Source organism: Microbacterium sp. FW305-3-2-15-F-LB2 (assembly GCF_058787255.1).
This window is the reverse complement of the sequence record NZ_JBYSZO010000001.1, coordinates 605,327-623,764: the sequence shown is the minus strand read 5'-3', so window position 1 is coordinate 623,764 and position 18,438 is coordinate 605,327. Positions and strand designations below refer to the sequence as shown.

Below are 18,438 nucleotides of genomic sequence, written 5' to 3'. Positions count from 1 at the left end.
GGGATCCCCCGTGGGCCGGGGGCGTCAGAGCTTGCGCAGCAGCACCGATTCGACGGTGTGGTCTGCGCCCTTCTGGAGCACCAGTTTCGCGCGGTGGCGGGTGGGCAGCACGTTCTCCTCGAGGTTCGGAAGGTTGATATCGCGCCAGAACCCGAGCGCGCGCGACACCGCCTCCTCGTCGCTGATGTCGGCGAAGACGCGGAAGAACGACGTGGGGTTCGTGAACGCGTTGTCGCGCAGCGCGAGGAACCGTTCGACGTACCACCGCTCGATGTGCGCGGCCTCGGCATCGACGTAGATCGAGAAGTCGAAGAGGTCGCTGACCGCGACGTCGTTCGGCGTCGGCGGAGGCTGCAGGACGTTGAGCCCCTCGACGATGACGACGTCGGGACGGTGCACGGTGACGTGGGCGTCGGGCATGATGTCGTACCGCACGTGCGAGTAGAACGGCGCCCGCACCTCTTCGGCTCCGGACTTGACTTCGCTGAGGAACTCCACCAGCGCCCGGCGGTCGTACGACTCGGGGAAGCCCTTGCGATCCATCAGTCCCCGCCGCTTGAGCTCGGCATTGGGGTAGAGGAATCCGTCCGTGGTCACGAGCGCGACGCGCGGAGTGTCCGGCCAGCGGCTCATCAACTCGCGCAGCAACCGCGCGATCGTGGACTTCCCCACCGCCACCGACCCGGCGACCCCGATGACGAAGGGGGTCGTGGCATCCGGTTCGCCCAGGAACTCGCTCGTGTCGGCGCCGAGCCGACGCGTGGCGCGGGCGTAGAGGCTCAGCAGTCGACTCAGCGGCAGGTAGACCTCGGCGACCTCGCGCAGGTCGAGCCGGTCACCGATACCGCGGAGCTGCACCACCTCGGTCTCGGTCAGCGGCTGCTCGATGCCCCCGGCCATGCGGGCCCAGTCGGCACGGTCGATCTGACGATAGGGGCTCAGCGACGGCGCGGGCACGGCGGTCTCGGCGGCGGACACCCGCCCATGCTACCCGTGGCCTCCCACTACGCTCGGAGCGTGCGACTCGGGGTACTCGACATCGGTTCCAACACCGTCCACCTGCTGGTCGCGAACGCGCGGGCCGGCGGACGGCCCACCGCGACGACGTCGCATCGTTCGGTGCTGCGCCTCATGCGCTACCTCGAACCCGACGGCTCGATCTCGGACGAGGGCGTCCAGGGACTCGTGGATGCCGTGACCCAGGCGCGCGAGAAGGCGCGCGCGGAGGGCGTGGACGAACTGCTCGCCACGGCGACCTCGGCGGTGCGCGAGGCCACCAACGGCGAGCGGGTCATCGCTCTCATCGAGGATGTCCTCGGCCAACCGCTGCAGGTGCTCGGTGGCGAGACGGAGGCTCGGTACACCTATCTCGCGGTGCGGCGCTGGTTCGGCTGGTCGGCGGGCCAGATCCTCCTCTTCGACATCGGCGGCGGGTCGCTCGAGATCGCCGGCGGCGCCGACGAACTGCCCGAGCTCGCCGAGTCGGTGCCGTTGGGCGCCGGGCGCTCCACGGTGCAGTTCCTCCCCCACGACCCGCCCGGCGAGCACGAGATCGATACGCTGCGCCGGCACGCGGCATCCGTCCTCGCGCCGGTCGCCCAACGGTTCTCCGCCCTCCCGCGCCCGGACCACGTCATCGGGTCATCGAAGGCGATCCGGTCGCTGGCGAAGCTCGCCGGGTATCCGGTTCCGGGGTGGTCGGGAATCGACCGCATGGTGCTGCCCCGCAGAGAACTGAAGGACTGGATCCCGCGACTGGCGCGCATCCCCGCGGACGCGCGCGAAGCCCTCCCCGGAATCACGGCGGACCGCACCTTCCAGATCGTCGCGGCCGCGATCGTCGTGGAGCGGGCGATGAAGGCGATGGACGTCGACGAGCTCGAGGTCTCCCCCTGGGCGCTGCGCGAGGGCGTGCTCCTGCGCTACATCGAGTCGCTGGAGTACTGACCCTCCTCAGTGCCGCGGCCGCGGCATCCTCTGGTTTGGGGGCCGTGGGTCAGAGGGCCAGGCGCTCCCGCACGACCTCGGCGAGCCGGTCGGCGTGGGCGCGGGCGACGTCCTCGGACGCGGCCTCGACCATGACGCGCACGAGCGGCTCGGTTCCCGACGCGCGCAACAGCACACGACCGGAGTCGCCGAGCTCGGCCGCCGCGGAGCGAACCGCTTCCTGCACGACATCGTCGGACACGCGGTCGCGATCGACTCCGCGGACGTTGATCAGCACCTGCGGGTACACCGTCATGATGGCGGCGAGCTCGGCCATCGTCTTCTTCTGCCGGGCCATCTCCGCCACGATGTGCAGGCCCGTGAGCAGACCGTCGCCGGTCGTGGCGAACTCGCTCATGATCACGTGCCCGGACTGCTCACCGCCGAGGGAGTATCCGCCCTCGTCCATGGCTTCCAGCACATAGCGGTCGCCGACCGCCGTCTGCTTCACCTGAATGCCGTGCTCGGCCATCGCGCGGTGGAGTCCGAGATTGCTCATGACCGTCGCCACGAGGGTGTCGTGCGCGAGGGCGCCGCGCTCCTTCATGGCCACGGCGAGGATCGCCATGATCTGATCGCCGTCGACGACGTTGCCCTGCGCGTCCACCGCGAGGCACCGGTCGGCGTCGCCGTCGTGAGCGATACCCACGTCGGCGCCGAGACGCACGACGGCTTCGGACAGCACCTCGAGGTGCGTCGAGCCGACGCCGTCATTGATGTTGAGACCGTCGGGATCGGCACCGATCACGGTGACGGTCGCACCGGCGTCGCGGAACGTCTCGGGCGAGACACCCGCGGCTGCGCCGTGCGCGCAGTCGAGAACCACGTGGATGCCGTCGAGCCGGTGCGGCAGAGATCCGAGCAGGTGCACCACGTAGCGGTCTTCGGCATCGGCGAAGCGGCGGATCCGCCCCACGCCGGCACCCGTCGGCTGCAGCCGCTCCCACTCGAGGGCACGCTCGATGCGCTCTTCGACGATGTCGGGGAGCTTGGTGCCGCCACGGGCGAAGATCTTGATCCCGTTGTCGGGCGCGGGGTTGTGCGAGGCCGAGACCATCACGCCGAAGTCGGCGTCGCGGTCGGCGATCAGGAACGCGGTCGCGGGGGTCGGGATGACGCCTGCGTCGAGCACGTCGACGCCCGACGAGGCCAGGCCCGCGGCGACCGCGGCGGAGAGAAACTCCCCCGAGACCCGCGGGTCGCGCGCGATGACGGCGGTGAGGCGACGGCCTTCGGCCTTTCGCGCCTCCGCCGAACGGCCCTGGCCCAGGACGACAGCGGTCGCCTGGGCCAGGTGCAGCGCGAGTTCGGCGGTGAGGAGGCCGTTGGCCAGCCCCCGCACCCCGTCCGTGCCGAAAAGAGGCATCCGGAGCGTCGAACTCAGCGCTTGGAGTACTGAGGCGCCTTGCGGGCCTTCTTGAGACCGGCCTTCTTGCGCTCCTTCACGCGAGCATCGCGCGAGAGGAAGCCGGCCTTCTTCAGACCCGGACGGTTGTTCTCGACGTCGATCTCGTTGAGCGCGCGGGCGATGCCCAGGCGCAGCGCGCCGGCCTGACCCGAGGGGCCGCCGCCGGAGATGCGAGCGATGACGTCGTACGCGCCGGCGAGCTCGAGGACCGTGAACGGGTCATTGATGAGCTGCTGGTGGAGCTTGTTCGGGAAGTAGTCCTCGATCGTGCGGCCGTTGACCGTGATCGTGCCGGAGCCGGGGACCAGGCGCACGCGGGCGATGGCCTGCTTGCGGCGGCCGACGGCTGCGCCGGGGACCGAGAGAACGGGGCGCTCGGCCGCGACGACGGTCTGCTCGGCCGGCGTCTCGGTGCTGTAGTTGCTGGGGTCGATGTTCGACACTGTTTCGTCCTTATCCGGCGGCGCTTACTGGGCGACCTGGTCGAAGGTGTACGCGGTGGGCTGCTGGGCACCGTGGGGGTGCTCGGCGCCGCGGTAAACCTTGAGCTTCTTGAGCTGCGCCGCGCCGAGGCTGTTCTTGGGCAGCATGCCGCGGATGGCCTTCTCGACCGCGCGGACGGGGTTCTTCTCGAGGAGCTCCTCGTAGCTGACCGACTTCAGACCGCCCGGGTAGCCCGAGTGACGGTAGGCCATCTTCTTCTGGAGCTTCTGACCCGTGAGCGCGACCTTTTCGGCGTTGATCACGATGACGAAGTCGCCGGAGTCGATGTGGTTGGCGAAGGTCGGCTTGTGCTTGCCGCGGAGGAGGACCGCCGCGTGCGAGGCCAGGCGGCCGAGGACGACGTCGGTGGCGTCGATAACGACCCACTCGCGCGTGACCTCAGCGGCCTTGGGGGTGAAAGTGCGCGTCACAGTAGTGCTGCTTTCTTGATCGAACGGAGGAGTTCGTGAATCCCGCTCCGGTGGTCGGTTCTCCGGTCGATGACCGGGGAACTGGGCCGGTGGAGGGCTCACGTTCGGGTAACCCGCTCGCAGTGAGGCGGGCACCAAAGGGTTAGCTTACGGCATCGGGATGCGACGGCCAAACGCGGGCCGGCCGGCGGGGGGCCGGCATCCGCCCTCCTCGCACGGCCGCACCCCCGGTACCGAAGTGCCGGGGGTGCGGGAGGCGTCCTCCGCGGGGTCGCGGGCGAGGTCGAGGACGCGGCGGACAGGGGCGGTCAGCGCTGCAGGAAGTCCCGCAGCACGCGGTTGAACTCGTCGGCGTGGCTGACGTTGACGCCGTGCGGAGCCCCCGTCACCACGTGCAGCTCGCTCCCGGGGATGGCCTCGTGCGTGCGCTTGCCCGAGCCTTCGAACGGGACGGTCCCGTCGCTGTCGCCGTGAAGGATGAGCGCCGGAACCGTGACGTTGTTCAGGTCGTCGCGGAAGTCCGTCGTCGCGAAGGCCTCCATGGCCTTCAGCGCCGCGTGGTGGTCGGCCTGGTTCGCCAGCCGCTCGGCCTCGGCCTGCTCGGAGGCCGGGACGGCGAGCGTTCCGTCGACCGAGAAGAAGTCGGTCGTGAACTGGTGATAGAAGGCCTTCTCGTCCTCCTTGAGGCCCTTCTCCATGCCGTCGGCGGTGTCCTTGTCGAGCGGCCCCTCGGGGTTGTCCTCGGTCTGGGCGAGGTACGGCGGGACGGCCGCGGCGAAGACGACGCTGCGGACGCGGTCGGCACCGTGGCGCGTGAGGTAGCGGGCGACCTCGCCACCGCCCATGGAGAATCCGACGAGCGTCGCATCGCGCAGATCGAGCTCCTCCAGGACCGCGTGCAGGTCGTCGGCGAACGTGTCGTAGTCGTATCCGGTGCGGGGCTTGTCACTCCGCCCGAAACCGCGGCGATCGTACGTGACGACGCGGTAGCCCGCAGCCTCGAGGGCGGGGACCTGGTGGGCCCACGATTCGCCCGAGAGGGGCCAGCCGTGGATGAGGACGACGGGGCGGCCGGCCCCGCCGGTGTCGTCGACGTGGAGGTCGATGTCGGTCAGCAGTCCGTGGTGTGCGGTGATCTCGCTCATGTCCGCCATGTTTGGACGCCGACCTGGAGCGGAGACCGCGGTTGACGATCGCGGGACGAATTGCTAACCCCCGGGTCGAACGGCTGGCACATCAGCGACTCCGGCGCAACGACCGGGAGCGGTCGCACGCGGGTCGCTAGCCTCGCGCCATGGCATCCCTCCGCGTTCTCGCCGCCGGGCTCTCGGCGCTCGGACTCGCCCTCGCCCTCGCCTCATGCGCCCCCTCGCCAGGTTCGGGCACCCCGGGCGACGAGGGGTACGAGTCGACGATCGCCGCGGTCGTCCTGGCGGAGTCGGATGCCGGCGGCCGCGCCTTCGCCCTGGAGACCGAAGGAGGGACGTCCCGGATTCGCGTCGCCGTCGGTGATCGCGACGTCGAGGTCGAGGTCGAGCCTGCCGGCCCCACCGTGGCGGGTCGGCACGAAGGCGGGGATCTCGACGCGGACGATCGCGCGGCCCTGAGCGCGGCGTCGACGCCGCTGGCGGACGCGATCCGCATCGCCGCCGCAGCCTACGACGGGAACCGCAGCGTCGACGAGGTCGCGCTCGATCGCGATGGCGGTGCCGCCGCGTGGACGATCGAATTCGTCGACGGCGGCGAGGTCGCCGTGGCAGCGACGGACGGCGCGATCGTACGCACCGAGGACTGACGACGGGGTACGTCAGGCCGAGTCGGCGAGACCCGGGAGGCCGGGGATCCCGAGGTCGAAGTGGTGCCCGTTGATGGCGAGGACGTCGCGGTCTGCGTCGGGGAGGAAGCCCGACGGAGAGACGGCGCTCGCGTCGCTGCGGGGGGTCATGCGACCCATGGTCGGATCGAACCAACGGCCGTCGGCAGGGGTTGACTTCGGGGGCGATCGTTGATTCATGTTGTGCACAATTGAATTGTGTGCAACTCTTTTGCCATGCCCGCCGTCGACTCCCTCGTGTGCTTCGCCCTCTACGCCGCCAGCCGCACCACGACGCAGGCGTACCGCGTGCTCCTCGACCCGTGGGACCTCACCTACCCGCAGTACCTCGCCCTCGTCACGCTGTGGAACGACGGTGCCCAGACCGTCAGCGGCCTGGGCGACGCCCTGCAGCTCGACTCCGGCACGCTCTCGCCCATGCTCGCCCGCATGGAGTCCGCGGGTTACATCACGCGAGAGCGTCGCGCCGACGACGAGCGCGTCGTCACCGTCTCGCTCACCTCGCGCGGACGGGAGATGCGCGAAGAGCTCGCCCACGTCCCCCGCTGCATCGCGGTCGGATCGGGCCTCACCGACGCCGACAGCGCCCGCGAGCTGATCAGCGCCCTGCAGCAGCTGACGGCCGCGATGCGCGACCTCCGCGACCACCCGCAGACCGTGGTGGACGCGGTCGGCGGGCGCACACTCGCCTCCTGATCGACCGGCGCACCGCGCGCCCGTCCCTGCCCACGTGTGCCTCCCGGCATCCGTTCGTCCTCGAGAAAGGAACCTCACCCATGGACGTCCTCTACACCGCCGAATCCCTCTCGACCGGGGAAGGCCGTAACGGCCACGTCGTCGCCGGCGACCTCGACCTGGACGTCGCCGTCCCTAAGGAGATGGGCGGCTCCGGCAACGGCACCAACCCCGAGCAGCTCTTCGCCGCCGGGTATGCCGCGTGCTTCCACAGCGCTCTCCACGCCGTCGCCCGCGGCCACAAGGTCAAGCTCGAGGACTCCTCGGTGGGCGGGCGCGTCCAGATCGGCCCGAACGGCCAGGGCGGGTATCAGCTCGCCGTCCTGCTCGAGGTCGTGCTTCCGGGCGTCGAGCACGACCTCGCCCAGCAGCTCGCCGACGAAGCTCACCAGGTCTGCCCGTACTCGAACGCCACGCGCGGCAACATCGACGTTACGGTCACCGTCTCGGACGACTGACACCGCTCGCAGGAAGGGGACGCCGCGCACACGGCGTCCCCTTCGCCGTTCACACAGGGACGGCACGGCACGCGCCGTCGTAGTGTGACAGACGTGATCCGCGTGGTAGTCGTCGATGACGAGGCCCTCGTCCGTTCCGGCTTCGAACTGATCCTCGGCGCCGCCGACGACATCGAGGTGGTGGCCGCGGTCGACGGCGATCAGGCCGTGGAAGCCATCCGTCGCGAACGCCCGGACGTCGTCCTCCTCGACATCCGGATGCCGGGGCGCAGCGGCCTGGATGTGCTCGCCGATCTCCGCGACGACCCCGACCGCCCCGTCATCGGCATCCTCACCACGTTCGACACGGACGACCACATCGCCCGCGCGCTCCACGACGGCGCGTCCGGGTTCCTGGTCAAGGACACCCCTCCAGAACATCTCGCCGCGATGGTGCGTTCCCTCGCCGCCGGCGGCGTGGTGCTCTCCCCGCAGGTCTCGCGCACGCTCGTCGAAGGGTACGTCGGAGCCCCCGACCCGGACGCCGTGGAACGCGTGGCGCTGCTCACCGAACGAGAGCGGGACGTGTTGCAGCACCTCCCCACCGGCGAGTCCAACGCGGAGATCGGCAAACGCCTCCATCTCAGCGGAGCGACGGTCAAGGACCACGTGAGCGCCATCCTCGCGAAGCTGTCTGTATCGACGCGTCTCGAAGCAGCCCTCATCGCGGAGCGCGCCCGCCGGGGCGGCGACCGGAAGTGACCCGCGTCGCGCGCGATCGGCTGGCGGAGGTCACCGGCAGCAGGTGGTTCGCGGTCGTGACCGACGTGGCGCTCGCCGCGGCGGCGGTGGTCGACGTCATCGTTCTTCTCCCGCGCTGGACGCCCTTCGAAATCGCCCTGGCCGCCATCGCGGTGCTCGGACTCTTGGTCCGCCGGCGGCTGCCCTGGGTGGCGTTTGCGCTGGTTCTGCCCGGACTCGTGGTGGATGCCATGACGATCGCCGCGCCGATCGCTCTCTACTCCGTCGCGGTCCGCGAGCGGCGCCTCCCGCCGCTCCTCATCGCGGGGGCCGTGACGTTCGCGTGCTTCCTCCTCCCCGACTGGCAGCTGCCGGAACTGGACTATCTCGCCCCCTCGCTGCTGTACGCGCTGCTGTACGCCGCGACCCCGATCGCTCTCGGCGCCCTCGTCCGAACACGGCGCGAGCTCAGCGACCGTGTCGCCGAGCTCTCCGCCGCCCGCGCCGCCGAACGCCTTCGCGACGAGCAGGACGTGCTCCGCCGCGAGCGCATACGACTCTCCCGGGAGATGCACGACGTCGTCTCCCACCAGGTGAGCCTCATCGCCGTTCAGGCCGGCGCCCTCCAGGTCGCCTCGGCGGATCCCGACGCCCGCCGAGCGGCCGATGTCATCCGCTCCCTCGCGGTGCGCACTCTCGACGAACTCCGCCAGATGGTCGGCGTTCTCCGAGCCGAAGGCGCTCCCGCTCCCGGCGACAAGCCGCAACCCACGCTCGGCGACCTGCCGAGCCTGGTCGCCGACAGCGGGCTGAGCGCCGAGCTGGTCACCGAGGTTCCCGTGGACCTCGCTCCCGCGGTGCAACGGGCGGTGTATCGCACCGTGCAGGAGGGGCTCACGAACGTCCGCAAGCACGCTCCCGGCGCCGTGGTGAAGGTCAGCATTCGCGCGACGACGGCGACGATCGATGTCGTGATCTCGAACGACGCCCCGACCGAGCCCGCCCTCACCCTCCCGTCGAGCGGTACGGGTCTGCGCGGTCTCCGGGAGCGAGCCGAGCTGTTGGGCGGCCGGCTGGACGCCGCCAGCGAAGCCGGCGGAGGTTTCCGCCTGTCGGTGTCCCTCCCGCGGCGCGCGCCGCGACGGTGACGCCCGATCAGGACAGGCGCAGCTCCCCCTCGGACATCGGGTAGGTCCTCCGCAGCCACTCGCCGAAGCCTGGTTGCGCGAGACACGTCGAGGCTTCTCCGCACCGGACCACGGGGTCGTCCGCCGCGTACGTGCGGTACACCTCGACCTTGGCATCCAGTTCTTCGCCGGTGACGTTCACGGGCCGGTCCTGCGAGGGATAACCGATGTAGTACGACATCGCCTCGGCCGCGATACCGACGACCGGCGCTGAGGCGCGCACGAGGGAGCCGACGCACGAGTGGTCGGGGTGGTCGCCGTGGGCGAAGGCGCTCTCGTGCGGAACGTTGGTGCTCACCCGGCCGGGCTGCGCGGCGGCGAGAAGCTCGGCGAGAGTGGCCGTGAGACGCGGGAGATCGTATGCCGGGGCACCGTCGACCGGGACCAGTTCGGCCACCTCACCGTTGACGAGCTGGGTCAACCCGGCGTTTCCGGTCGCCTCGAAGCCCTTCCCGTTGAGCCCACCGTCGGGAAGACGCAGGACCGTGATCGATAGGCGGGGCTCGTCTCGCGGCACGAAACGCGTCACCCGCGCGCCGCTCAGCAGGGTGAGTGACCGCTCGTCCCACTCGCCCACCGAGCCGCGCATGAGGTCGTACGCGGCGCGGATGCCGGCTTCCCGCTCCCGCGCGTAGTCGAGACCCTTCCCGGCGTCGCCCGCCGTGACGTAGACCGCGCGGACCGTCGCGCCGGCCGCGATGGCGGTGGAGAGCTCGGGATTGGCGAAGATGATGTCGTCGTCGGCGTGCGCCCAGATCGTCATCGCCGTGTCGGGGCCCGGCGCTTCGCTCGCCGGAGAGGGACCCGCCGGCAGCGTCGGTGCAGCGATCGAGTGAAGAGGAATCCACGCGCCCACCGGGGGGCCGCTACGGCGCAGTTGACGGACGAGCAGAGCACCGCCACCGAGGCCCACCAACGCCAGACCGCCGATGAGCAGGCCGCGCCGGGTCACGCGAATGCGGCGCGCATCGCGCGCTGCATCCCTTCCCCCACTTTCCGCCCCGGAAAGGTCCTCGTCCTGCACCGTAGCTCCGTTCTGTGTCCCCCCGACCGAACGCGGCGACGGTCTCGGGTCGTCGGCGCGCGGCGTGACCGTACGACGCTATCGCGCGGACCCGCCGGAATCAGGCACTCCACGCCATGCCCCCACCGAGTGGCGGGGAGGAAGGCGCCGATCGGGGGGCACTTCGGGACTCTGCCTCCGCGATCTGCCGACGACCGTCGGCGGGCGGTTACCCAGCGTGGGTCTCCCGTGCAAGCCCGCCCGCCCCGCGAACCCCCCGCCGTATGGTTCCGGCATGGTTGATCTGACTCGTCCCCCCACACCCGATCCGTACCCGCTCCTTCCCGCGGTCGCGTCTTTCGACGTCGTCAGCGATGACGTCACCGACTCCCAGCCCCTCAAGGACGACCAGGTGGCGGCCCGCGGCAACACGTCTCCCCATCTGAAGTGGTCCCAGGTGCCCGAGGGCACCGCCTCGTTCACGATCACCTGCTTCGACCCGGATGCCCCCACGCCGAGCGGCTTCTGGCATTGGGTCCTCGTCGACCTTCCCGGCGATCTCAGAGAGATTCCCCCGGGCTTCGCCGACGGCGACCTGCCGGCGGGAGCATTCCACGTGCGCAATGACGCCGGACAGCTCGGATTCCTGGGCGCCGCGCCGCCCGAGGGCGACCAACCCCACCGTTACTTCTTCGTCGTCCACGCCGTGGGTGCCGAGAGCCTCGGTGTCGACGGCGACGCAACGCCGGCCGCCGTCTCGTTCGCCTTGGCGTTCCAGACGCGGGGTCGCGCGATCGTGCACGGCACGTTCGCACACTGACCGCCGCCGAGTCGGGAAGGCGCTCTCGGACGGGGCGTCAGGACATGCGGAGGTCGGCCTCGCTCAGCGGGTACGACCTCCGCAGCCACTCCCCGAACTTGCGCGTCTTGAGGCAGGCATCGCGGTCCGCACAGCGCACCACGTCATCCTGTTGCGCGTAGATGCGGTACGTCTCGACCTTGGCATCCAAGGCAGCACCCTCCAGCGTGCGCGGGAGGTCGATCGACGGATACCCCACGAGGTAGCGGATGCCGGGGGCCAGCGACGCGTCTCGGCCGACAGAATCCCGCACCAGCGTGCCCACGACCGAGTGATCCGGGTGGTCGCCGGGAGCATAGGCGCTCCCTCGGGGGACGTGGGTCAGCGTGCGGACGGGGTGGAGTGCCGCCGCAAGCTCGGCCAAGGATGCGGAGAGCTGCGCTCGGTCCACGGCCGGACCGGAATCGATCGGGGTCAGTGTCGCGATCGCGCCATCGACGAGCTTGCTCAACGTCGCGTGCCCCGTGGAGTCGAAGCCTTCATCCGTGATGTTCCCGTCGGGCAGGCGCGCGAACATCACCGAGACGCGGGGGTCGCCCTGCGGACTCAGCCGCTCCACGCGCAGTCCCCCCGTCAATGTGAGGACCGTGGAGTCCCAGAATCCGTCGGCGCCGCGCATGTGGTTGTACGCCCGCAGGATCCCCAGCTCGCGCGAATGCACGTATCCGAGCCCCCTGCCCGCATCACCCGCGGTCAGGAAGATCGTGCGCACACACTCACCCGCGGCGAGGGCGTCGGAGATCGACGGGTTGCCGAAGATGATGTCGTCGTCGGGGTGCGCCCAGATGGTCAGAACCGTGTCGCCGTCGCACGGCTGGGCGGCGGGCGAGGCAGGCACGACCGGCGTCGGTGTCGGCGTCGGCGTCGGTGTCGGCGCGACGCTCGGGATGGGCGCGATCACGTCCGGGCTCGTTGATGCGATGGGGGCGGGAGCGGCATCGTTGCGCGCGACCCCGAGCGGCCAGACCCCGAACGCGCTGGACACCACGATCGACCCGCCGATCAGGAGGAGAACGGCCAGCCCCGCGGTGAGGACGCTCGGCGCGACGCGGGCGCGCAGACGGGTCCACCGGCTCTCGAGTGTCATCGGCGATCCCCCCGGAGTCGCGTCCCACGACAGTGTGGATGTCGAGAACCGTGTCGAGTGTAAGCGGCTCGCGCGCGAATACCAACAATGCCACTAGCGAGAACACGGTTGACATCGCCGCGAGATCGTGTTGGGTTGCGGAGATCGGGCAGGTCATAGGGCGTCCCCCAATTGGAGGACAGGCCGTTTCCCGAGGGAAACTCAGGATGACGATCCGGGGTACTCAGGAAACAACTCGTTCATACAGGGGTGATTCACGGGGTGAGTTCAGGCTGTTATCGTTCAGCACGAGAACCACGATCCGGCACACCCGGGGAAAGGGGCCTAAGCACTGTGACGTCTGACCTCCAGGTCGACGCGACATCGACGTCGCAGGGCGCCGTCGGCGACATCGATGATGCGCCGACGACGAAGACTCCGGGCCACGCATCCTTCTTGGACCGCGCTCCCCAGGCCAGCCCTTCGACGCATGACCGCTGGCGCCAACGCTATCGCCGCAACCTCATCCTGACCGATCTCGCCGCCCTGATCTGGGTCGTGTACGGCACGCAGTTGGCGTGGTTCGGCACCGGCAACGCCGCCATCGCGGCGAGCCGTGACAGTCGGATCACCGATCTGTCGTACTGGGTCTTCTCAGCCGTGCTGATCATCGCCTGGATGTGGGCGTTGTCCTTCATCGACTCGCGGAGCGACCGCGTGCTCGGCACCGGCTCGCAGGAGTACATCCGGATCGTCGATTCCAGCTTCCGCCTGTTCGGAACGATCGCGATCATCGCCTTCCTCACGCAGATCGATGTGGCACGCGGGTACCTCTTGATCAGCCTGCCCGTCGGCATCCTCGTCCTCATCTTCACGCGCTGGCTCTGGCGTCAGTGGCTCATCGTCCAGCGCTCGCACGGCAAGTACTCCGCGAACGTGCTGCTGGTCGGATCGCTCGCGTCCGTCACGCAGTTGGCTCGCGAGTTCGCCCGCAACACCAACGCCGGCTACCGAGTGGTGGGCGCGTGCGTGCCGAGCGGCAAGGTCGCCGACACCATCCCCGGGACGGACATCCCGGTGATGGGTCACGTGGGTGACATCGCCCGTGCCCTGCAGGTGACGGGGGCTGACACGGTCGCCGTGACGAGCGCCGACGAGCTTCCCGCCGACAAGGTGAAGCAGATCTCCTGGAGCCTCGAGGCGGGTCGCCAGCACCTCGTTCTCGCACCGAGCATCATCGACATCGCGGGCCCGCGCCTCCACACGCGACCGGTCGCCGGGCTGCCCCTCATCCACGTCGAGACGCCCCGGTTCTCCCGCGGACAGGTCTTCCTCAAGCGCACCGTCGACCTGGTCGCGAGCATCGCCGGGGTGATCGTTCTCAGTCCTCTCCTGGCCTTCCTCGCCATGGCCGTGCGCCTCTCCAGCGAAGGCCCCGTGTTCTTCCGCCAGAAGCGCGTCGGATTCCGCGGCCGCGAGTTCACGATGATCAAGTTCCGGTCGATGGTGGTCAACGCCGAAGACCTGCTCGAGCAGCTCGCGAAGCAGGAGCGGGATGCCGGCAACGAAGTGCTCTTCAAGATGAAGAACGACCCGCGGGTGACCCCGATCGGTCGGATCATGCGCAAGTTCAGCCTCGACGAGCTCCCGCAACTGTTCAACGTGATCGGCGGATCGATGTCGCTTGTCGGCCCGCGGCCGCCCTTGCCGTCGGAAGTCGCCCTCTACGCCGACCACGTGCACCGTCGATTCCTCGCCAAGCCCGGTATCACCGGCCTGTGGCAGGTCAGCGGTCGATCCTCCCTCTCCTGGGAGGAGTCGGTGCGCCTCGATCTCTCGTACGTCGAGAACTGGACGCTCGTCGGCGACTTCGTCATTCTGGGCAAGACCGCTCGCGCCGCACTGGCGCCGGGCGAGACGGCCGCGTGAACTCCCCGCGCTCCCGCGCGGGTCGACGGTGCGACACTCGCGTGCCGTCTCGATACAAAGCTGGAGGAGACCCGTGCGTCTTTCTGTGATTGGTTGCGGATACCTGGGAGCCGTCCACGCTGCGGCGATGGCCTCGATCGGACACGAGGTCGTCGGTATCGACGTCGATGAGCGCAAGGTGAACTCGCTCTCGAAGGGGGAGGCACCCTTCTTCGAACCCGGACTGCAGGAGATCCTCGCTGAGGGCATCGCCTCGGGACGCCTGTCGTTCACGACCGACATGGCGGCCGCGCAGGGCGCGAAGGTCCACTTCATCGGCGTCGGCACGCCGCAGCAGCCCGGTGGATATGCCGCCGACCTGACGTATGTGCACGCGGCCGTCGACGGCTTGCTCCCTTACCTCTCCGAGGGCGACATCGTCGCGGGCAAGTCGACTGTGCCGGTCGGCACCGCCGAGTCCCTCGCACCGCGCGTCAGCGAACGGGGCGCCACGCTCGTCTGGAACCCGGAGTTCCTGCGCGAGGGATGGGCCGTGCAGGACACCATCGATCCCGACCGTCTGGTCGCGGGTGTGCCGAGCGCGGACGGTGGCCCGACCGAGGAAGGCGCTCGCACCGCCGACGTCCTGCGCGAGGTGTATCACCCGTCCATTGCCAAGGGCACTCCGTTCATCATCACCGACTACGCCACGGCAGAGCTGGTGAAGGTTTCGGCCAACGCCTTCCTCGCGACCAAGATCAGCTTCATCAACGCGATGGCCGAGATCGCCGAGGTCACCGGTGCCGACGTGACCACCCTGGCCGACGCGATCGGTCACGACGCTCGTATCGGCCGCCGCTTCCTGGGCGCCGGCATCGGATTCGGCGGCGGGTGCCTGCCGAAGGACATCCGCGCCTTCTCCGCGCGGGCCGAAGAGCTCGGCCGCGGCGAGTCGGTGGCGTTCTTGCGAGAGATCGACGCGATCAACCTCCGACGCCGTGATCGAGCCGTCGACCTCACCGTCCAGGCACTGGGCGGCTCGGTGTTCGAGAAGAAGGTGACCGTGCTCGGTGCCGCCTTCAAGCCGCACAGCGACGACATCCGCGACTCGCCCGCCCTGGACGTCGCCGTGCGCCTGCACGGTCTGGGCGCCGACGTCACTCTGACCGACCCGGCCGCGATCGAGAACGCCCGCCGCATCCACCCGCAGCTGACCTACGTCGAGGACCGCGACGAGGCGCTGCGCGACGCCGACGCCGTCATCGTCGTGACGGAGTGGGACGAGTACCGCCGCGATCTCGACCCGGCGCACGCCGCCGAGCTGACGGCCGGTCGCGTCGTGGTGGACGGGCGAAACTGCCTCGATCCCGTCGCTTGGCGCGCGGCCGGTTGGACGTACTACGGCATGGGACGCCCCTGACCTCAGAGAAGCATCACTCGAACGCCCCGGCAGCAGTGCCGGGGCGTTCGTCGTCCATGGCGGCGGGGAAAGATCTTCGTGCGGCGCGTGACGAATCCCCTCCTCGGTGCGTCTCACCAGTAGCGAACACCGCTGCACCGGGATCACCCGGGCAGAACGTACTGGAAGGACACTCCGATGGCTATCGAAGAGAAGCCCGCGGCGCCGGTCGCCGCGCCGCAGGGGTCGCGCGTGGACCGCGCGTTCACCGGCGCCGAAACCGCCGCCGCCGACACCGCCGGGAAGACCACCATCGCCGACTCCGTCGTCGCCAAGGTCGCCGGCATCGCCGCGCGTGAGATCGCCGGCGTCTACGCCCTCGGCGGAGGCGGTGCCCGCGCCTTGGGCGCGATCCGCGACGCGATCAACGCGACCGACCTGACGCAGGGCGTCAAGGTGGAAGTGGGCGAGACCCAGGCCGCAGCCGACCTCACCATCGTGGTCGAGTACCCGGCACCCATCCAGGAGGTGGCCGACCAGGTGCGCGCCCGCGTCGCCGGCGCCATCAGCCGTCTCGTCGGCCTCGAGGTCGTCGAGGTCAACGTCGACGTCAACGACATCCACATCCCGGGTGACGATGACGACGACTCGACCCCCGCGCGCGTCTCATGAACCCGACACTCACCGGCGCACTCGTCGGACTCGTCCTGGCCGCCGCCGCACTGATCTTCGGATTCTGGGGCTTCCTCCTCGTCGCCGTGTTCATGGTGATCGGCGCCGTGATCGGCCGCATCGTGTCGGGCCAGATCGACATCCGCAGTATCGCCAACGCATTCTCGGGTCGGAGCACATCGTGACCTCCGCGCTTCCCGGGGTGGCCACCGCCACCCCGGGGGGCGGGGTCACCGTGCACACCGGCGGTCGCGTGGACGTGGCCGATCGCGTCTTCCGCAAGGCGGCAGAACAGGCCGCCGCGGAAGCGATCGGCATCGACCGTTCCGACGTGTCGGTCGACATCGCCGCCTCGCGCGACACCGTCGTGGTGCGCGTCCAGGCTCCGTTCCCGGTCCCCCGCCTCGACGACACCGAGGCCATCCGCGCCGCCACTCCCGTGCTCGAGGCTGCGCGCGGCATCCAGAACGATCTCCACGACCGCCTCACGCGTCTGTTCGGGCGCGAGGTGTCGCGGGTGGACCTGACCATCGCCGGGGCGACCGCCCCGAAGAAGAGGAGGGTGAGATGACCGATTCCGTCCTGCGTACCGTCGTGCGTCGTGAGACGCACTCCCCCCGCACGGGCGCGATGCTCGTCGTCGTGGTGCTGCTGATCCTGGCCGCGATCTACGCCGGCCTCGAAATCGCTCTCTCCCTGGCCGGCCGACCGCCGCTCCTCGTCGACCCCGGGGCGGCATTCGACTCCGTCGCTGCGCTCCCGACAGCCGTGGTGCCGGCGGCACTGATCGCGGCGGGCGTCGGCATCGCTCTCGTCGGTCTCATCATCCTGCTGATCGCCGTGGCTCCCGGCCGCCTCTCCAAGCACGAGATGACCTGGGGCGAGCGCGCCGTCGTCGTCGACAACGGCGTCGTGGCTTCCTCGATCGCGCAGCACCTGAGCACCGAGTCCGGCATCGCCCGTGAGAACGTCGTCGTGGGCGTCGCCCACCGCGCGGTCGACGTGACAGTCCGGCCGCCCCTCGGCATCCCGGTGGATGCCGATGACCTCCGTCGGATCGTCGACGAGGAGGTGGCCTCGTACCGGCTCACCCCGTCTGTCCGCACGCACATCCGCATCGAGCGACCGCTCGACCCGGGAAAGGAGGGCTCCCGATGAGGAACACCAACCGCGCGCTCAACCGCATCGTGTTGTTCGTCGTCGCACTCGTCGTGATCGCACTGGGCGGTGTGTTGATCGTCGTCGCTGCCGTGCCCGGCGCAGCCGAGCTCTGGACGCAGTCTGCCGACTCCGTCCGCGGATGGGCAGAGGGCATCGGTCAGCCCTCCCTCGACATCGGCGCCATCGCGGCGCTCGCGATCGTGGTGATCGTGCTCGTCCTCGTCGCCATCGGCGCCGTCCGTGGCAAGCACCGTGTGCCCCTGCAGTCCACGGGCGCCGAGAGCGAGGCCGGTCGCATCACGGTCACGGACGGGTTCGCGTCCGCGGCGCTGAAGAACTCGCTCGACGAGCGCGACGAGATCCTCACGTCGCGCATCCACTCGAACGAGGTGCGCAAGGAGACGGTCCTGCACGTGAGCGTGACGCCGCGGCAGAACACCTCTCCTCGGCAGATCACCGAGTACGTCGACACGCTGGTGACGAATCTCGGCACCCTGACCGGTCAGCAGTTCCGCACCTACATCTCGGTGCACTCCAGCCTCCGTGCGAGGCTCGCGCACGACCAGAAGCGTTTGAACTAGGAGGGTGCCATGCGCAATCGCATCATCATCGTCGGCGGCCTCGTCGTGCTGGCGTATGTCCTCGGCACCCGCACCGGCCGCGTACAGGTCAAGAGTCGGGAGTCGGTCGGACACCAGGTCGTGCGCCTGTGGGACGACCCTCGGTCGCGCCGACGTCGCCGGAAGGCGGCCGCCCAAGCCTCGAAGAAGGCGAAGAAGGCCCTGCGGGACTTCCGCCGCTAGGGCGAGACGCGAGACTCGCGGAACGGGGGAGGGGCGTCGACGCTCCTCCCCCGTCCTCTGCGCTCGAGGCGGGCGTATCGAGATCCGATCCGCACCCTGTCGCATGCGCATGTCAGAATGCCCTCGACAGAAGGGCCCCCATGCACCCGCCTCACGATCTCCCCCCGGTGTCCCCCGAAATCCTTCCGGCCCTCCGCGAAGATCCGGGCGGCTTCCCTCCCCGTTGCGACCGGTGCCTCCATACGCTCGAGCCGCGAGGATGGCACCGCACGGCCGCCTGGGTCTGTCCCGGGTGCGGTCTCGTCCGCATCGCGTGATCGGCGGC

General features: G+C 69.8%; 23 protein-coding genes. 15 read left to right on the top strand and 8 right to left on the bottom strand.

The features are described 5' to 3' along the window. Window positions 1–24 precede the first annotated feature (24 nt). Window positions 25–978 carry a type I pantothenate kinase gene (gene coaA / locus AC3WLZ_RS03050; protein ID WP_492469001.1) on the bottom strand — a complete coding sequence of 318 codons (954 nt, stop codon included), beginning with the start codon at window positions 976–978 and terminating at the stop codon, window positions 25–27. Between the two features lie 39 nt (window positions 979–1,017). Between coaA and AC3WLZ_RS03045 the strand changes: the two genes are divergently transcribed. Continuing rightward, entirely contained in the window at window positions 1,018–1,947 is a 930-nt protein-coding gene (locus tag AC3WLZ_RS03045) for a Ppx/GppA phosphatase family protein (RefSeq protein ID WP_492469000.1), read from the top strand. Window positions 1,948–1,996: 49 nt separating this feature from the next. Here the strand turns inward: AC3WLZ_RS03045 and glmM are convergent, their stop codons facing one another. The 4 genes from glmM to AC3WLZ_RS03025 form a co-directional block, all read right to left on the bottom strand. After that, complete coding sequence (glmM, locus tag AC3WLZ_RS03040; protein WP_412923615.1) at window positions 1,997–3,352, bottom strand: phosphoglucosamine mutase; 1,356 nt, start codon at window positions 3,350–3,352, stop codon at window positions 1,997–1,999. A gap of 14 nt (window positions 3,353–3,366) precedes the next feature. Next, window positions 3,367–3,837 (bottom strand): 30S ribosomal protein S9, encoded by a 471-nt coding sequence (gene rpsI, locus AC3WLZ_RS03035; protein WP_412923614.1) that lies wholly within the window; start codon window positions 3,835–3,837, stop codon window positions 3,367–3,369. A gap of 24 nt (window positions 3,838–3,861) precedes the next feature. Next, complete coding sequence (gene rplM / locus AC3WLZ_RS03030) at window positions 3,862–4,308, bottom strand: 50S ribosomal protein L13 (RefSeq protein ID WP_412923613.1); 447 nt, start codon at window positions 4,306–4,308, stop codon at window positions 3,862–3,864. A 308-nt stretch (window positions 4,309–4,616) separates the two neighbouring features. After that, the gene (locus tag AC3WLZ_RS03025; protein ID WP_412923612.1) at window positions 4,617–5,453 is read right to left on the bottom strand and encodes an alpha/beta fold hydrolase; all 837 of its coding nucleotides are present in this window, start codon (window positions 5,451–5,453) and stop codon (window positions 4,617–4,619) included. A gap of 149 nt (window positions 5,454–5,602) precedes the next feature. Between AC3WLZ_RS03025 and AC3WLZ_RS03020 the strand changes: the two genes are divergently transcribed. Continuing rightward, window positions 5,603–6,103 carry a PepSY domain-containing protein gene (locus tag AC3WLZ_RS03020; protein ID WP_492468998.1) on the top strand — a complete coding sequence of 167 codons (501 nt, stop codon included), beginning with the start codon at window positions 5,603–5,605 and terminating at the stop codon, window positions 6,101–6,103. Window positions 6,104–6,115: 12 nt separating this feature from the next. Here AC3WLZ_RS03020 and AC3WLZ_RS03015 read toward each other — a convergent pair whose 3' ends face one another. After that, window positions 6,116–6,253, bottom strand: coding sequence for a hypothetical protein (locus AC3WLZ_RS03015; RefSeq protein WP_412923610.1), 138 nt, complete (start codon window positions 6,251–6,253; stop codon window positions 6,116–6,118). 105 nt (window positions 6,254–6,358) lie between these two features. On the opposite strand from AC3WLZ_RS03015, the gene AC3WLZ_RS03010 reads away from it, so the two are divergent. The 4 genes from AC3WLZ_RS03010 to AC3WLZ_RS02995 all read left to right on the top strand — a co-directional run bounded on the left by AC3WLZ_RS03010 (window position 6,359) and on the right by AC3WLZ_RS02995 (window position 9,203). Next, window positions 6,359–6,838: a MarR family winged helix-turn-helix transcriptional regulator gene (locus tag AC3WLZ_RS03010; protein ID WP_412923609.1), complete on the top strand. Its 480-nt coding sequence runs from the start codon at window positions 6,359–6,361 to the stop codon at window positions 6,836–6,838. An 80-nt stretch (window positions 6,839–6,918) separates the two neighbouring features. Next, window positions 6,919–7,335 (top strand): organic hydroperoxide resistance protein, encoded by a 417-nt coding sequence (locus tag AC3WLZ_RS03005; RefSeq protein WP_412923608.1) that lies wholly within the window; start codon window positions 6,919–6,921, stop codon window positions 7,333–7,335. A 93-nt stretch (window positions 7,336–7,428) separates the two neighbouring features. Beyond that, the gene (locus tag AC3WLZ_RS03000) at window positions 7,429–8,076 is read left to right on the top strand and encodes a response regulator (protein ID WP_412923607.1); all 648 of its coding nucleotides are present in this window, start codon (window positions 7,429–7,431) and stop codon (window positions 8,074–8,076) included. After that, window positions 8,073–9,203, top strand: coding sequence for a sensor histidine kinase (locus AC3WLZ_RS02995; RefSeq protein WP_492468997.1), 1,131 nt, complete (start codon window positions 8,073–8,075; stop codon window positions 9,201–9,203). The genes AC3WLZ_RS03000 and AC3WLZ_RS02995 overlap by 4 nt, the downstream gene beginning before the upstream one ends. Window positions 9,204–9,210: 7 nt before the next feature. Here the strand turns inward: AC3WLZ_RS02995 and AC3WLZ_RS02990 are convergent, their stop codons facing one another. Beyond that, entirely contained in the window at window positions 9,211–10,194 is a 984-nt protein-coding gene (locus AC3WLZ_RS02990) for a PIG-L family deacetylase (protein ID WP_412923605.1), read from the bottom strand. A gap of 346 nt (window positions 10,195–10,540) precedes the next feature. Between AC3WLZ_RS02990 and AC3WLZ_RS02985 the strand changes: the two genes are divergently transcribed. Further along, on the top strand, window positions 10,541–11,065 hold the full coding sequence (locus AC3WLZ_RS02985; protein ID WP_492468996.1) for a YbhB/YbcL family Raf kinase inhibitor-like protein: 525 nt from the start codon (window positions 10,541–10,543) through the stop codon (window positions 11,063–11,065). A 37-nt stretch (window positions 11,066–11,102) separates the two neighbouring features. On the opposite strand, the gene AC3WLZ_RS02980 is transcribed toward AC3WLZ_RS02985, so the two are convergent. Beyond that, entirely contained in the window at window positions 11,103–12,191 is a 1,089-nt protein-coding gene (locus AC3WLZ_RS02980; protein WP_492468995.1) for a PIG-L family deacetylase, read from the bottom strand. A gap of 333 nt (window positions 12,192–12,524) precedes the next feature. Between AC3WLZ_RS02980 and AC3WLZ_RS02975 the strand changes: the two genes are divergently transcribed. From AC3WLZ_RS02975 to AC3WLZ_RS02940, 8 genes are all read left to right on the top strand, one after another. After that, window positions 12,525–14,099, top strand: coding sequence for a sugar transferase (locus AC3WLZ_RS02975; RefSeq protein ID WP_412923602.1), 1,575 nt, complete (start codon window positions 12,525–12,527; stop codon window positions 14,097–14,099). 73 nt (window positions 14,100–14,172) lie between these two features. Further along, complete coding sequence (locus AC3WLZ_RS02970) at window positions 14,173–15,498, top strand: UDP-glucose dehydrogenase family protein (RefSeq protein WP_412923601.1); 1,326 nt, start codon at window positions 14,173–14,175, stop codon at window positions 15,496–15,498. A 177-nt stretch (window positions 15,499–15,675) separates the two neighbouring features. Next, the gene (locus AC3WLZ_RS02965) at window positions 15,676–16,149 is read left to right on the top strand and encodes an Asp23/Gls24 family envelope stress response protein (RefSeq protein ID WP_492468993.1); all 474 of its coding nucleotides are present in this window, start codon (window positions 15,676–15,678) and stop codon (window positions 16,147–16,149) included. Continuing rightward, window positions 16,146–16,334: a DUF2273 domain-containing protein gene (locus tag AC3WLZ_RS02960; protein ID WP_412923599.1), complete on the top strand. Its 189-nt coding sequence runs from the start codon at window positions 16,146–16,148 to the stop codon at window positions 16,332–16,334. Before AC3WLZ_RS02965 ends, AC3WLZ_RS02960 begins: the two co-directional genes overlap by 4 nt. Beyond that, a complete protein-coding gene (locus tag AC3WLZ_RS02955; RefSeq protein WP_412923598.1) occupies window positions 16,331–16,720 on the top strand; it encodes a hypothetical protein in 390 nt (129 codons plus the stop codon). Before AC3WLZ_RS02960 ends, AC3WLZ_RS02955 begins: the two co-directional genes overlap by 4 nt. Then, window positions 16,717–17,307, top strand: a complete 591-nt coding sequence (locus tag AC3WLZ_RS02950; RefSeq protein WP_412923597.1) for an Asp23/Gls24 family envelope stress response protein — start codon at window positions 16,717–16,719, stop codon at window positions 17,305–17,307. Before AC3WLZ_RS02955 ends, AC3WLZ_RS02950 begins: the two co-directional genes overlap by 4 nt. Further along, complete coding sequence (locus tag AC3WLZ_RS02945; RefSeq protein WP_412923596.1) at window positions 17,304–17,891, top strand: hypothetical protein; 588 nt, start codon at window positions 17,304–17,306, stop codon at window positions 17,889–17,891. The genes AC3WLZ_RS02950 and AC3WLZ_RS02945 overlap by 4 nt, the downstream gene beginning before the upstream one ends. 9 nt (window positions 17,892–17,900) lie before the next feature. Then, window positions 17,901–18,113 (top strand): hypothetical protein, encoded by a 213-nt coding sequence (locus tag AC3WLZ_RS02940; RefSeq protein ID WP_412923595.1) that lies wholly within the window; start codon window positions 17,901–17,903, stop codon window positions 18,111–18,113. The last annotated feature ends 325 nt before the right edge of the window (window positions 18,114–18,438 follow it).